At 42.3% G+C, this 13,545-nt stretch carries 12 protein-coding genes and 1 tRNA gene; 3 read left to right on the top strand and 10 right to left on the bottom strand.

Annotation, left to right across the window (positions count from 1 at the left end; all coding sequences use genetic code 11):
• Nucleotides 1-115: 115 nt before the first annotated feature.
• Together IM462_RS04735 and IM462_RS04730 are read right to left on the bottom strand one after the other, a co-directional pair.
• Nucleotides 116-1,825 (bottom strand): ArnT family glycosyltransferase, encoded by a 1,710-nt coding sequence (locus tag IM462_RS04735; RefSeq protein WP_287704725.1) that lies wholly within the window; start codon nt 1,823-1,825, stop codon nt 116-118.
• A 3-nt stretch (nt 1,826-1,828) separates the two neighbouring features.
• Nucleotides 1,829-2,716 carry a glutaminase gene (locus IM462_RS04730; protein WP_287704723.1) on the bottom strand — a complete coding sequence of 296 codons (888 nt, stop codon included), beginning with the start codon at nt 2,714-2,716 and terminating at the stop codon, nt 1,829-1,831.
• Nucleotides 2,717-2,727: 11 nt separating this feature from the next.
• Here IM462_RS04730 and IM462_RS04725 point away from each other — a divergent pair, with 11 nt between their 5' ends.
• The gene (locus tag IM462_RS04725; protein ID WP_287704721.1) at nt 2,728-3,948 is read left to right on the top strand and encodes a molybdopterin molybdotransferase MoeA; all 1,221 of its coding nucleotides are present in this window, start codon (nt 2,728-2,730) and stop codon (nt 3,946-3,948) included.
• Nucleotides 3,949-4,021: 73 nt separating this feature from the next.
• On the opposite strand, the gene fabD is transcribed toward IM462_RS04725, so the two are convergent.
• The 3 genes from fabD to plsX form a co-directional block, all read right to left on the bottom strand.
• Nucleotides 4,022-4,948, bottom strand: coding sequence for an ACP S-malonyltransferase (gene fabD, locus IM462_RS04720; RefSeq protein ID WP_287704719.1), 927 nt, complete (start codon nt 4,946-4,948; stop codon nt 4,022-4,024).
• A 110-nt stretch (nt 4,949-5,058) separates the two neighbouring features.
• Nucleotides 5,059-6,060: a beta-ketoacyl-ACP synthase 3 gene (locus tag IM462_RS04715; protein ID WP_287704717.1), complete on the bottom strand. Its 1,002-nt coding sequence runs from the start codon at nt 6,058-6,060 to the stop codon at nt 5,059-5,061.
• 47 nt (nt 6,061-6,107) lie between these two features.
• Nucleotides 6,108-7,163, bottom strand: coding sequence for a phosphate acyltransferase PlsX (plsX, locus tag IM462_RS04710; RefSeq protein ID WP_149987675.1), 1,056 nt, complete (start codon nt 7,161-7,163; stop codon nt 6,108-6,110).
• Nucleotides 7,164-7,312: 149 nt separating this feature from the next.
• Between plsX and IM462_RS04705 the strand changes: the two genes are divergently transcribed.
• Nucleotides 7,313-8,605: a D-alanyl-D-alanine carboxypeptidase gene (locus IM462_RS04705; protein WP_287704715.1), complete on the top strand. Its 1,293-nt coding sequence runs from the start codon at nt 7,313-7,315 to the stop codon at nt 8,603-8,605.
• A 125-nt stretch (nt 8,606-8,730) separates the two neighbouring features.
• Here IM462_RS04705 and argC read toward each other — a convergent pair whose 3' ends face one another.
• The 4 genes from argC to IM462_RS04685 form a co-directional block, all read right to left on the bottom strand.
• A complete protein-coding gene (gene argC, locus IM462_RS04700) occupies nt 8,731-9,792 on the bottom strand; it encodes an N-acetyl-gamma-glutamyl-phosphate reductase (RefSeq protein ID WP_287704713.1) in 1,062 nt (353 codons plus the stop codon).
• A gap of 254 nt (nt 9,793-10,046) precedes the next feature.
• The gene (locus tag IM462_RS04695; RefSeq protein ID WP_287704711.1) at nt 10,047-10,310 is read right to left on the bottom strand and encodes a DUF3146 family protein; all 264 of its coding nucleotides are present in this window, start codon (nt 10,308-10,310) and stop codon (nt 10,047-10,049) included.
• 175 nt (nt 10,311-10,485) lie between these two features.
• Nucleotides 10,486-11,475 carry a DUF389 domain-containing protein gene (locus IM462_RS04690; protein ID WP_287704709.1) on the bottom strand — a complete coding sequence of 330 codons (990 nt, stop codon included), beginning with the start codon at nt 11,473-11,475 and terminating at the stop codon, nt 10,486-10,488.
• Between the two features lie 185 nt (nt 11,476-11,660).
• Nucleotides 11,661-11,733: transfer RNA gene (locus IM462_RS04685), tRNA-His, on the bottom strand.
• 102 nt (nt 11,734-11,835) lie between these two features.
• Here IM462_RS04685 and IM462_RS04680 point away from each other — a divergent pair.
• Nucleotides 11,836-12,222: a DUF4359 domain-containing protein gene (locus IM462_RS04680; protein WP_287704707.1), complete on the top strand. Its 387-nt coding sequence runs from the start codon at nt 11,836-11,838 to the stop codon at nt 12,220-12,222.
• Nucleotides 12,223-12,347: 125 nt separating this feature from the next.
• Here IM462_RS04680 and IM462_RS04675 read toward each other — a convergent pair whose 3' ends face one another.
• Nucleotides 12,348-12,851, bottom strand: a complete 504-nt coding sequence (locus IM462_RS04675) for a DUF3122 domain-containing protein (RefSeq protein WP_287704704.1) — start codon at nt 12,849-12,851, stop codon at nt 12,348-12,350.
• Nucleotides 12,852-13,545: the final 694 nt, after the last annotated feature.

Here is a 13,545-nt window from a genome sequence, read left to right as displayed (position 1 = left end):
TTTCAAATATTTTGAGTATAAATACTCTATATACTCACTTCTCTGCGATGCAGTCGCACTCGCGGGAGCGCATTTTGTAGCTTGCTTAAAGCTTTGTTTCTGTCTGTATCACTTGTTACTTTTTAAAATGAGAATTGCTGGAAATCTTGAAAATTAGGTAGCTATAAGCAAGATGATCAATAGGTTTACGACTGGAACGCAGCCAGTAAAAATGGTTAGAATCGGTGGTAATACCGATTAATTGATTAGCTTCTATCACCAGTAAATTAATCGGATTATCGAGGGAAACCTGTGGGGGTGCAACTTTTTGATTCTCGATGACTAAATTAAGTTTATTATCTCGGTCATAACGAATAAAGAGAGCGTTGGGATGTTTTTGAAGATAGTCTTGCAGATAATTTTTATTTTGTCCCCAATCTAAATTAGAATCGGCCAGAACTTGATAGCTCATTTTGCGATCAATAACCAATTCGTTAAAATAGGAAATATAATGGGGAAAATAGGAGAGATTGGAAATTAGTAAGTAAAGGGTCAGGACAATAATTAAAATGCGATAGGGTCTTTTATAAGCTGCCCAACTGGTAACAATACGACTAGCAAAGACAAATAAAAAAGGGAAAATCATTAAAATATATCTAATACCTATTTGAGCAGTGTTAGAACTCATTAAGATGAAATATAAGACAGTGGGAATAATCAAAAATGCTTCATTCTGCCAAAAATTTAACTGTTTTCTCCAGAGAAATAAACTGATAAATCCCAACCAGATAAATATTTGGGTAGCTATCGGTACTTTATAGAGAAAAGCAATCAGAAAATATTGGGGAAATCCCTTAATTTTAAATCCTTGTACTGGATCAACTATAAATCCTAACTGTCCCAAAAGATAGGGCATTCCACTACCAAAACCCGTTTCTTGTTTATACTTTCCGAAATCTAATGCTTGCAAATAAGCGGCGGGAATAGGAATCGGTAAAGATTTGAAGATAGGATTGGTTTGCAGCCGTTGAAAACTCTGACTGAGAAACTGATAATCTCCTAATTGCCTGCCACTTCCCTCGAAAGAATAACCAATATTTATGATTAACATTGTTGATAAAATCAGAGCTAATATATAGAAAATACTGCGCTTAATTCCTTGTTGAATAACTAAAATATTTTTCTGTTGAATAGATTGAATAATTTCCCGATGGTAAAAACCTACGCTTAAAATTACATAGATGGGAACTAAATAAACGGCTGTCAAGCGGCAAATCTGGGCAATTCCAAAAGTTAATATACTTAAAACTAGATTTTTTCTGCCACCAAATCTTAGGAAAGACCAGAAATAGTAACTGGCAATAAAAATTGAGGCGGCTCCGAATACATCTTGAGTAATTATCCGTGAATGCCCGATAATATTAGGGTCGAGAATATAGATAATTAAAGCCAAGAATCCTGCTGATAATCCATAGAGTTGTTTTGACCAGATAAAAACATATATGGCTAGAACTACTGAGATAATAATCGTGGCAAACCGTCCAAAAAACTTATTTTCTAAGTTTAGATATTTAGAGATATGAAAAAGATTTTGTATTGTTTGATCGACTAGGGGAGGCAGCGCTGAAGCTGGCATAATATTGCGATGATAAATATCTTCATCGCCCCGTTGTGCTGCCCTACCTCTGAGAATTTCTAGTCCACTTTCATAATGATAACCTTCATCATAATTGAGAGATTCTGGTAGGGGGAAAAATAAACTGGTGACGCATAAAGCCATAAATATCAGCAAGATAATTACCAAATAGAATCGGTGTTTTTTTGAGGAATTAAGGCTTATTTTCATAGATTAATTTTCCTTGACAAAATGACTTATTTTTGTTAATAAATTAAGTCCTAAAATTGAATTACCTTGCTCATTTAACAGGGGACTATAACAAGCGATCGCTCCCTGTTGCGGTACAATTGATAATAAAGCGCCACTGACTCCCGATTTAGTGGGAAAACCTACCTCAAGGGCGAATTGTTGGGAAGCTTCATAGAGTCCACAATTAGTCATAATTTCTAGAATAATTTCGCCAAAAGGAGCAGCTAAAATCAACTTACCTAAATTAGCAAGATCGGCAATTTTTCCAGATAAACAACAGATTTGATTGTAGGTTTCTAGAGCTAAATAACGATGACTGATATAACCATTTTTTTCTAATTCTAAGCTTAAAGCTTGATTGTGGGTATTAGGATAGGAGTGAACAGACTCAAGCACAGAGCGATCAAGAAATAATTGACAATTACCCATTTCATTTAACCATAAAAGCAAATTTTCACAGCGAGATTCCGGCGTTGATCCTGCTAATAAATCCGCCAAGGCAATCGCACCACTGTTAATCATAGGATTACGGGGAAAACCTCGATCCTCTTGCAGTTGAGTTAAGGAATTAAAAGGATAACTAGAAGCTTGTTTTCCCACGCGACGAAAAACAGCATCTTCCCCTAAATGAGTTAAAAGATATAATAACAAAAAAGGTTTAATCACACTCATCAAAGGAAAAGTTACAGTTTCGTCCCCCCAAGACAAAATCTCCCCCTCAAGACAGTGAATCTGGAGAGCGAAAACCTCGGGATGAACTTGGTTCAAAACCGGAATATAATAGGGAGTCTGACCCTTGCTATCCGATAAATGCACTTCCTGTATCCAAGCTTGTATATCTTCCACCCTTAATCTAGCTAATCGGTTCATTTGTTTAATCCATGTACTCAGTCAAAGAAGCAGAATCTATAATTTTAACTCAAATTCAACCCCAACCAGAAACAGAAAAAGTTTCTCTAGAGGCAGCTTTTGGGCGCATTTTAGCCGAAGATATCAGCAGTGATTTAGACTTTCCCTATTGGGATAATTCCGCAATGGATGGCTATGCTGTCCGCTATGAGGATGTCAAAGACACTAACCCAGAAAATCCCGTTACTTTAAAGATTATCGCTGAAATTCCCGCCGGCAAAGCCCCAGAAAAAATTATTCAACCAGGAGAAACAGCCCGAATATTTACGGGAGCGATGTTACCCGCCGGCAGTGATACGATTATTATGCAGGAAAATACTCAACAAAAAGGGGAGCGAGTGGCAATTCTTATCCCTCCCGAAAAAATAGGTCTTTTCGTGCGTCAACGCGGCACATTCTATCGAGCGGGAAATCCCTTATTAAAAGCCGGTACTGCCATTAATTCCCCAGAAATAGCAGTTTTAGCCACGGCACAAGCTACCGAATTAACAGTTTTTTCCCGTCCCCAAGTGTCAATTTTCTCCACGGGAGATGAATTAATTAATCCCGATGAAACCCTGCAAAAAGGTCAAATTATTGACTCGAATCGCTACGCTTTAACCGCATTTGTCGCCAGTTTAGGCGCAATTCCTAGACCTTTAGGTATTATCAAAGATAATCCTGATCTTCTCAGAGAAACTATCAGAAAAGCCATTAATTCTAGTGCTATCGTCCTTTCCACCGGCGGTGTTTCTGTGGGAGATTACGATTATATCGAGGGAATTTTAGGGGAATTAGGAGCAGAAATTCTAATTCGCAGCGTTGCTATTCAACCGGGTAAACCCCTAACCTTTGCTACTTTTCCTAACGGTTGTATTTACTTTGGTATCCCCGGTAATCCCGTCTCTGCTTTAGTTTCCTGTTGGCGCTTCGTGCAAATGGCCATTAAAAAATTATCAGGATTGACAGATTATCAGAACAAATTTCTGCGAGTTATCACCCGCGATACTCTCAAATCTAAGGGACAAAGGGAAGTTTATCTCTGGGGAAAAATAGAAATTATCGAGGGAGTTTATCAATTTCAACTCGCTTCCGGACAACACAATTCGGCTAATTTAATTAATTTAGCGGGTACTAATGCTTTAGCCATAATTCCCCAGGGTAAAACTACTATACAAGCAGGAGAAACAGTAGAAGTTATGATAGTTTCCTAAAAAAATACCTAACCAAATTTTTGGCTAGGTATCGATCAATTTACTTCCTTCATCGAAAATATTGCTAGATAATTTAACCAACACCAATTAATGAACCCTGCAATTTAACATCTTCGCTACCCTTGCATATATCAGCTAATTGACTAATATTTTCTAACTCGATTGCGGGAGTAGTTCGTTTAATTAAACCAGTTAAAACTTTACCCGGTCCCACTTCGATCGCTTTTTCCACACCCACATCCGGCAACTTTAACATAATTTCTCGCCAGCGAACCGAGCTAGTCATCTGCTGGATTAGATATTTTTTTAATTGTTCCCCGTCCTGGGTAGGATTGCTTGGATCAACATTAGAAATCACGGGAACTTTCGCTGTTTGGAAATTAACTAATTCTAAAATCTGCTGAAACTGAATAGCGGCATTTTCCATCAAGGGAGAGTGAAAAGCCCCGGATACTTTTAACGGCATAGCCCGCTTAACTTTCACTTGACCTAATACCGAATCCACCGCTTCAGGAGTCCCAGAAATCACCACTTGTTCGGCACTATTATCATTAGCAATAACTACATTTTCCGTCTGATTAATCACTGTCTCTAGACTGGTGCGCTCAAATTTCATTAAGGCGGCCATTTTACCACCTTCGGCCCCATCCATCAAACGGGAACGGTTTTGAACTAGATTTAATCCTGTTTCAAAATTAAACACCCTGGCCGCATACAAAGCGGAATATTCACCGAGACTATGACCGGCAACTAGATCGGGAAAATGACCTTTTTCTTGCAACAAATCCGCTAAAATACTCTCCACCACAAATAAACAAGGTTGAGTATAAAGAGTACGAGATAGGGTTTCTTCATCCCCTTGACATTTTTCTAACACCGACCAACCGAGGATTTTTTCTGCTATTTCTAATCTCTCTTGGCCAAGCGCACTTTCCGCTAAATCTCCAATCATTCCTAACGCTTGCGATCCTTGTCCCGGGAATATCCACGCTGTTTTCATAAGTTCTTAAAATAGATAGATAGTTGTGTTTTGGTCAGTTATCAGTTATCAGATGTGAGTTTTAAGTTTACTGTTTACTGTTTGCTATTTACTGGTTACTGATCACTGAATTAATCTCCCCAACGGAAGATAATCCCCCCCCAAGTTAAACCAGCACCAAAGCCGGAAGAAGCAATAATATCACCTTTTTTGACCTTACCACTCCTGACAGCTTCATCGAGAGCTAGAGGAATCGAGGCCGCGGAAGTGTTGCCATACTCGCTGAGATTGCTGATCACTTTTTCTGGAGGCAGTTTCAGGCGATCGCTCACCGCGTCCATAATTCTTTGATTAGCTTGGTGCAGAACTAACCAATCGATGTCACTGGTGGTTAAATTAGCCCGATAGAGAGCTTTTTCGATGACCTCTGGCACTTTCGCCACGGCAAAACGATAGACTTCCCGTCCGTTCATTGTTAGAGGCTTATAGGTCCCTTTTTGAACCCTTATCCCCTGCTTAAGGGGCAATTCCTCCCCCTGATAGGCGAGATTAAGAGAACTATTCTGGCTGCCGTCGCTATGGAGTTCAAAACCGAGAATGTTATCTTTTGTATCATTTGCTTGACAAAGTACCGCCCCTGCCCCATCACCAAAGAGGACACAGGTAGCGCGATCGTTCCAATCCACCCAACGGGAGAGAACATCGGCCCCGATAACCAAGACATTGCGGTAAGTACCAGTACGGATAAACTGAGTGGCGGTGACTAATCCCACCAGAAAACCCGAACAGGCGGCGGTTAGATCAAAAGCGATCGCCCGATTGGCCCCGATCTGACTTTGAACTTGGGCAGCACTACCGAACAGATCATCGGGGGTAGAAGTAGCCAAGAGAATCAGATCGATGTCCCTAGGCGACACCTGAGCCATTTCTAGAGCCTTAATAGCCGCTTGGGACGCTAATTGGCTCAAAGACACCGATTGATCCGCTAAATGGCGTTTACCGATGCCGGTGCGACTTTTAATCCACTCATCAGAAGTCTCGACAATTTGGCTGAGTTCTTCATTACTGAGAAATTGCGCTGGTGTGGCCGAACCACAACCGGTAATGACGACTGCTGCCCCGAATCCGTTCAAAATATTCCCCCTTTTCAGTGATCAGTGATCAGTTATCAGTTGACAGCTTAATCTTCACCGTTCACCGACAACTCTTTTAATTGATGATGGTGGTCATTGTAGGCTTGAATGCGCTCAGAAACGCGATTATCGACGGCATTTTTCGCCTGTCGGATGGCGTTAAAAATTGAAGGTGCTTGGGAACTGCCGTGACTGATCACACAGACCCCATCGACTCCAAATAACAGCGCACCGCCGTGTTCTGCATGATCCATGCGTTGTTTAATCTGTTTAAGATTGGGTTTAATTAAAGCCGTCCCCACTTTACCCTGTATCCCCCTAGGTAATTCTTCTTTGAGAATTTGTAGGATAACTCCTCCCACCGCTTCGGCAAATTTTAACAGGACATTACCGACAAAACCATCGCAGACGATCACATCAAATTGTCCCGATAGCACATCCCGGCCCTCAGCATTGCCGATAAAGGGAATTTGCTGGTTATTTTCTAATAATTCGTAGGTTTTTAGGGCGAGATCGTTACCTTTGCTGGGTTCTTCGCCGATATTGAGTAAACCGACTTTCGGAGCTTCAACCCCCATAACGTATTTACTGTAAATTGTTCCCATTAGAGCAAACTGCTCTAAATATTTGGGTTTACAGTCCACATTCGCCCCGACATCGAGGATAATAACTGATTTACCCGCCAACATCGTCGGCAGCACCGCACCGATCGCTGGGCGATCGATTCCTTTTAAACGACCCAAACGCAGTAACGCCGCCGCCATGGCTGCCCCGGAGTGACCGGCGGACACCACCGCATCGGCGCGATTTTGTTTGACTAAATCCATGGCCACATTAATCGAGGCCGCTGGTTTGCGACGGATAGCGGTGATCGGCTCTTCGTCCATGGCCACCACTTCCTCTGCGTGGACGATCGTGAGATTCTTGGGACGGGGATGATGCTGGAAATAAGCCTCAATCCGTTCAGAATCGCCGACTAATAATACTTCTACATCTAATTCTTCGGAAGCTCGCATCGATCCCGCGATGATCTCGTTGGGAGCGTAGTCACCTCCCATCGCATCTACCGCGATTCTTGCCCGATTTAATGCCGTTTCTGCCATTGAGTCAGTGGGATAGAAATCTTTAATAAGTTGAGCGGCAGCTCTTGAGAAAAGCTGGCCGATCGAGGATTAGTGTTTTCTGATCGAGCAATTGTTAAAAATTACCAATCATCTCTATACAATAAGGCATCATTGCGATTAAGGAAAAGATGTTCTCAGTTTTTAATTTGGCAGTTTTCGGCTTTCTCTTCGGTTGGCTGGGGGGGCAATCCCAACCGATCGCCAATATTCCCCTAATTTCTTGGCAAAATCAGCCTATTTTTGACCTTCCCACCGCTCCCGATCCCCGGGTAGCGGCGATCGTGGCCGATTATCTGCAAGACTTGACGAAAAAAGGTTTAAACTCTAGTCAACAACGGGTCTTAATTGAGACGGAATGGGCTGATTTAGCCGATCATCAGGGTAATCTGCCCGCTTCGGGGGCTTCTTTAACCAAAATCGCCACTACTCTCGCCGCCGTGGAAACCTGGCCCCTCGATCATCGTTTTGCTACTCGTTTTTACACAACGGGAGAGGTCAAAAACGGGGTGTTAGAGGGAGATTTAATTATTGAAGGGTCAGGAGATCCTCTCTTTGTCTGGGAAGAAGCGATCGCAGTGGGCAATGGTCTCGATCAATTAGGCATCCGTCAGGTCAAAGGCGATCTGATCATTACGGGTCAATTCGCCATGAATTTTCAAACCGATCCCCTCAAAGCGGGAGAATTGCTGAAAATTGGGCTTGATCAATCGAAATGGTCAAAAGAAAGCCAAAAAGCTTTTCAGAGCCTTCCTAGCGGCACACAAGCCCCACAGGTGAAGATTTTGGGCAGGGTTCGAGCCAGTCAAATTCGCCCCGAAAATGCCCGATTATTATTGCGTCATCAGTCCTTAACTTTAACGGAACTGTTGCGTCAGATGAATATTTATAGTAACAACGTCATGTCAGAAATGTTAGCGGAACTGCTCGGTGGTCCGGCGGCAGTGGACGCAATTAATACTAAAATTACTGGGGTAGGAGCGGAGGAAATTCAATTAATTAATGGTTCGGGATTGGGGGTAGAAAATCGCTTGTCTCCCCGGGCAGTTATTGAGATTCTCAAGGCCTTGGATCGCAAGTTAGCCAATCAACCGATCAAAGTAGCTGATTTATTTCCGGTGGGGGGACGCGATACCAAAGGAACTATGCAGTGGCGGGCCATTCCTAAAGGAGTGATGATTAAAACTGGAACTTTAGCCCAAGTTAGCGCCTTAGCCGGAGAAATTCCCACCCAAGAAAGGGGTAAAGTTTGGTTTGTAATTATGAATGCTGGTAGTGGCAATATCGAGGGATTCAGAAATCAGCAGGACCGGGTGTTACAAGCTTTAGATCAACACTGGCAAATTCTCCCAGAAGCGACTCAAGGATCGATTCCTGAAAGATCCTTTCTAGGTGATCCCAGTCGAATAAGTCAAGGTTTCTAGAATTGATTGGCTAAGAGGTTATGGTGATGAGCGAATCTGATCGAAGGGAGGGCGTACACTATGGGTCCTCACCAATCATACTGGCTGCAATGTAGGGGCGCAAGCTTTGCGCCCAAGCCGAATTTTTAAGGATAAAAACACATTTGCGGCAAAGCAAGGGATTCTTCCCAACCCATCATGAGATTGAGACATTGTACCGCTTGTCCCGATTGTCCCTTAACTAAATTATCGATCGCTGACATTACTATCACTCGATCGGTTCTCGGATCCACTTCAATACCGAGATAACATAAATTAGTACCGCAGGCCCACTTAGTTTGTGGATAGACTCCCCCCGGTAGGATTTTGACAAAGGGAGAAGCGCGATAAAAAGCATTGTAGATAGTGATCAAATCATCCCGCACCAGATTGGGATCCCGCAAAGTTGCATAGACTGTGGACAGGATACCCCGAACCATGGGCATTAAATGGGGAGTGAACTGGACGCGCACCTCATGACCGGCTAAATCGCTGCAAATTTGCTCAATTTCGGGAGTATGACGGTGTTTTCCCGCTACATTATAGGCCCCGATCGAACTATCTGCTTCTGCCAATAACATATTAATCTTAGCTTGTCTTCCTCCTCCCGAAGTTCCCGATTTAGCATCGATAATCGTGGTTTCCGGGAGAATTAAACCCTGTTTTAACAGGGGAGAAATCGCCATTAAACTAGCAGTAGGATAACATCCGGGGCAACCGATCAAAGAGGCATTTTTAATATCTTCCCGATAAAGTTCCGGTAAACCGTACACAGCCGTAGATGCGATCGCTTGGTCCTGACGTTCCTTGCCATACCATTTACTATAGGTTTCTAGGCTAGTAAAACGATAATCTGCTGACAGATCCAAGACTTTACACCCTTTAGCGATCAAAGGAGGGGCTAAATCACAGGCTAAACCATTGGGTAAACCCAAGAAAACCACTTGACAACGGGAGGCAATTCTGTCTAAATCGATCGCCTCCACATTAAGATTAATGCTATGTCCGAGATGGGGATATAAATCACTGTAGGGTTTCCCAGCGCTACTATCGCCCCCCAGATAGACTAATTCTACTAAGGGATGTTCTTTGAGCAAACGTACCAACTGTACGCCACCATATCCGGAAGCGCCGACAATACCCACTGAAACCTTCTGTCCTTGAGTCATTTCCCTTATTCCTAAAAATTCTTATCGTTAATATAACGCTTTAGTATGGCTGAATTTTAGCCTAACCGGTGGGATTTAAATCAAAAAACTTCCTGTAAAAACCTAGTATCTCGGCCGGGTTGTCCATAAACCGTCAATTTCTGTTGTTCAATAGGCTGTTATCTTAATGATGAGGTACAAGGTTTTCCTTTTATGAGGCCAAATTAGGTTAAACTTCATCCTTAGGAGAAAGGCTGTAATTCAATCCCCCATATTTAAAATTTTGATCGCACTGTAAATTCATAATCTCCTCCCGGTTCTAATTGATAATCGCAGCGTTCTAAAAACCGATTCAAGGGTTCAAAAATCAAAGCCCTACCTAGGGAAGGTTGTACTAATAACTTGCCTTGAAGAAAATGCCATTGAAAACGCCATTGATATTGTTCCGTCCGCACTTCTCCCTCTAATTTCCCCGTTTGCCAAGATTGCTTAATTATCCGCACATAAGCCGTGCTTTCTGGTCGATTGCCGCCACTCACCTGAACCCTACCTATAGATTAAATATCAAACATTAAGATAGCAAATTAATCCTTGTTTGTCATTAAGTACCTAAGCAAAATTAATTACACATATCTAACCACCTCTTGCCTCTTGCCTATCTTCACTAGGAAATTAATTTTGCACGACTACTTACTTGAGCTAATTTTCTCGACTTTATTCTGGGGCAGTGACTTCATTAACCTTAGAAACCAAGACATTTAATTGAAAAGGTCGCCCCATTTCCTTAGTAATAAATTCTTCCAACAATTCTACCTGTCTGGGGGTAATGCTTTCGGCGGTTCTCACTACTAATTTCACCCGGGGAGGTTGATTGAGCCAATTAATCGAAGATTCCAATAATTCTGCCCGTTGAAAAGTAATCGTTCGTTGTAATAAAGCTTTTTTGATCAACCTTTCTAAACGAGCTTGATTGGCCAGAGTTGCAAAACTTATTCCTAACGGAATTAGCAGCACTGCTGTCAGGATAGAAGTCAAAATTAGAGCGTTACGCGCCCGATGAAAATTAGAATAACCTGCCAGCAAAAAGACCAACAAACAGGAGAGAGCAATGCCTAATAAATTGGTAATATATAACAGAGTTGCCCCCCAACTCAGCACCCAATTCCCTTGGGATAATCCTAAACCAATCGTACAAACTGGCGGCATTAAAGCCACGGCGATTGCTGTTCCCGCTAAAGTACCTGAAATTTTCGGTTCTATTTTGGCATAACCACTGATTGCCCCCGCAGTAATTGCCACTCCTAAATCTAAAAGATTTGGTTGAGAACGGGCTTGAATTTCACTACCAAATTCGGAAATTCCGATCAATAATCCTAGGAACCAAGCTATCACTAAAGCGATAATCGTACCGACTAAAATCGCCAAGGCCGACTTACGAATTAATCGCCAACTACCAATTAAACCACCAAAAGCTAGACTACGAATCGGCAACATCAAAGGGGCAATAATCATCGCCCCAATAATCACGGCCGCGCTATTAGCGACTAAGCCAAAAGTAGCGATCGCACAAGAACTAACAATCAAAGCTAGATAGGGAAAATCGAGGGACGCTTCTAACCATAAATCGCGCCACATAGCCCGCGATTGTTGCCAGGTCAAGGGTTTTCTTGAGAACCACGAGTGGGGCCGTTCTTTTCTCGTCATTGTGCTTAGGAAGATGGACTTTTATTTTACCGAAATAACACGGGAGCATGAAAGCCATTGTCTTTTTAAGCAATGGATGAAATGCGACTTTTCTAGAGAAAGATAGACTCTCTCTCACCAGCCGAGAAATCCTTTGTCGAAAGGGAAGATATAGGGAAGGAAGAATTAGCGATCCTTGAAAAGAGGGCGAACGAGGGGACTCGAACCCCCGAGTGGTGGAACCACAATCCACTGCCTTAACCACTTGGCTACGCTCGCCGTACACCTTTTCAAGTATAGCACAAGACGAATGGTTGACAAGAGGTTTTTTATCCTAATTCAGGCTATGGTTAGGGTAAGTGAGTGATGATTTGAGAGCTTATGAAATTGGCGCGGTTAGGGGGAATGGTGTTAGGGGTGGTTTTAGGGGGAATTGCGGGAATATTGCTGACAACTAACCCCAATCGTCAAGATTACGAACAATACGCTTCCCAGAGGTTAACTAGCTATCTTAAGGATAATGTCTGCGCTCAGGCGCAAGCTTCCATCGAGGTGCAAGCTCTCTTGCGGGGTTACTGTAAAATGTTGGTGGATACCGGTAATCCTTTTTTACAAGAAGCGATCGCCACTAACACATCCAGAAAGAATTTTCTCATTTTCAGCGTTTATCAAACGGAATTATCGTTCCCTCCCCCTTTACCTAGTTATCACTTCAGTACCGTCGGTTTTCTGAATAAATTATACATCTACGAAGCTTTAGAACTGTAGTCAGATAATTGAAATTTTGGTAGTGATTTTATTGTAGTGGTGATAGCTGAAACCGTGGCTAATTGAGCATTTTTTTTATCGTCGGTGATTGGGATTTCCCCCACCTTTCACCCTAACCCAAAAAGTCAAACATTTACGGAAAAAAGCAGACTTTGCCATTCTAAAAGTACGGGAGTCGGGATACTGAGAGAGCGGGGATTGTCTAGGGGTAAGGAAAGCTTGATCGCTTCGGTAACGGGTAGCTGCGTTAAGATATCCTGCATCTTGTATTGACCAACGTTAGCTGCGGGTGATTCTTGGGCAAAAGCATCCTCAGCCGCTAAAATTTGGCCTTTAGCAGTGGTTATCGTTAATCTTTCCGGGTGAAGAAACTCAATCCCCTCTGGAAATCCCACCAAGCGCAAACTAATTTCTACCGTTTCCCCATCTTTAACTCGTTTGAATAACACCACCTGCCAAGGACTACCGGTATCATCGCGCAAACTATGACGGGATTGATACAACAGCTGCCCCAGTCCTTCTGGCTGTTGTCGAGTTAGAGCTAGTGCGGACAAGGAAAAATCGATTTGAAGGCTAATAAATAGCAAAAAACTGACGAGAACACAAAATAATAATAGAAATCGTTTCATAAATTTATTGACATTATCTAAAAAATGTGATATGAGCTTCGGCACTTGAGCCAAATTAATATAATTATATCACTATATAGTTAATTATTCAAAAAAAGCTGCTGTCAAGGGGAGTGGATCGGCTTTTTTCCGCAAAGACATTGATGATTGATTAGATAAAATGATATAGCGTTTTTCAGTCTGCTGAGGTACAAAAGTTATGGGTTTTAGGCAAGAGGCAAGAGGCAAAAGGCAAAAGGCAAAAGGCAAAAGGGAAGAAAATAGGTGTACCTTACTAGCTTAGGAAACGCTATAGTTGCAAGTAACTTCGAGATGGCTAACAAACCCGATGAATTTGCCAGAACAGAAATCAGCGAAAAACAGAAAATAGTTGATTAGCATACAAAGGAATATCCTTGAGTCTCGCTTTCTCAAAATTATGGGTTAGCCCCCCAGCCCCACAAAATAAATCTCCTGTAGAGATAAGTAGGTAGGCGTTAAAAGTTGTCAGATGCCCCCCTTATTAAGGGGGGATTAAGGGGGGATACCCCCGCCTATCGGCACCCCCCTTATCAAGGCTATCCCTTATAGGGATCTTTCTTAACAATTTTTGCAGTAAGCACTCCAACCCTTATCCTGACTTGATTTCAGTTTTTTCTTTGTCAGTAAGGGTGTCAACAAGGAATATTACAAATTGTTAACCGAGTCTTGAAAG

It is taken from the genome of Microcystis sp. M144S2, from assembly GCF_020246065.1.
In the GTDB taxonomy this organism is placed as follows: domain Bacteria; phylum Cyanobacteriota; class Cyanobacteriia; order Cyanobacteriales; family Microcystaceae; genus Microcystis; species Microcystis ichthyoblabe_A.
The sequence above is the reverse complement of the archived record's forward strand: the minus strand, read 5'-3'. Positions and strand labels throughout refer to the sequence as shown.

Excerpts from the sequence above, each read along its gene's own strand:
- IM462_RS04735 (WP_287704725.1), bottom strand. The coding sequence starts at position 1,825 with ATGAAAATAAGCCTTAATTCCTCAAAAAAACACCGATTCTATTTGGTA.
- IM462_RS04730 (WP_287704723.1), bottom strand. The coding sequence starts at position 2,716 with ATGAACCGATTAGCTAGATTAAGGGTGGAAGATATACAAGCTTGGATA.
- IM462_RS04725 (WP_287704721.1), top strand. The coding sequence starts at position 2,728 with ATGTACTCAGTCAAAGAAGCAGAATCTATAATTTTAACTCAAATTCAA.
- fabD (WP_287704719.1), bottom strand. The coding sequence starts at position 4,948 with ATGAAAACAGCGTGGATATTCCCGGGACAAGGATCGCAAGCGTTAGGA.
- plsX (WP_149987675.1), bottom strand. The coding sequence starts at position 7,163 with ATGGCAGAAACGGCATTAAATCGGGCAAGAATCGCGGTAGATGCGATG.
- IM462_RS04705 (WP_287704715.1), top strand. The coding sequence starts at position 7,313 with ATGTTCTCAGTTTTTAATTTGGCAGTTTTCGGCTTTCTCTTCGGTTGG.
- argC (WP_287704713.1), bottom strand. The coding sequence starts at position 9,792 with ATGACTCAAGGACAGAAGGTTTCAGTGGGTATTGTCGGCGCTTCCGGA.
- IM462_RS04690 (WP_287704709.1), bottom strand. The coding sequence starts at position 11,475 with ATGACGAGAAAAGAACGGCCCCACTCGTGGTTCTCAAGAAAACCCTTG.
- IM462_RS04680 (WP_287704707.1), top strand. The coding sequence starts at position 11,836 with ATGAAATTGGCGCGGTTAGGGGGAATGGTGTTAGGGGTGGTTTTAGGG.
- IM462_RS04675 (WP_287704704.1), bottom strand. The coding sequence starts at position 12,851 with ATGAAACGATTTCTATTATTATTTTGTGTTCTCGTCAGTTTTTTGCTA.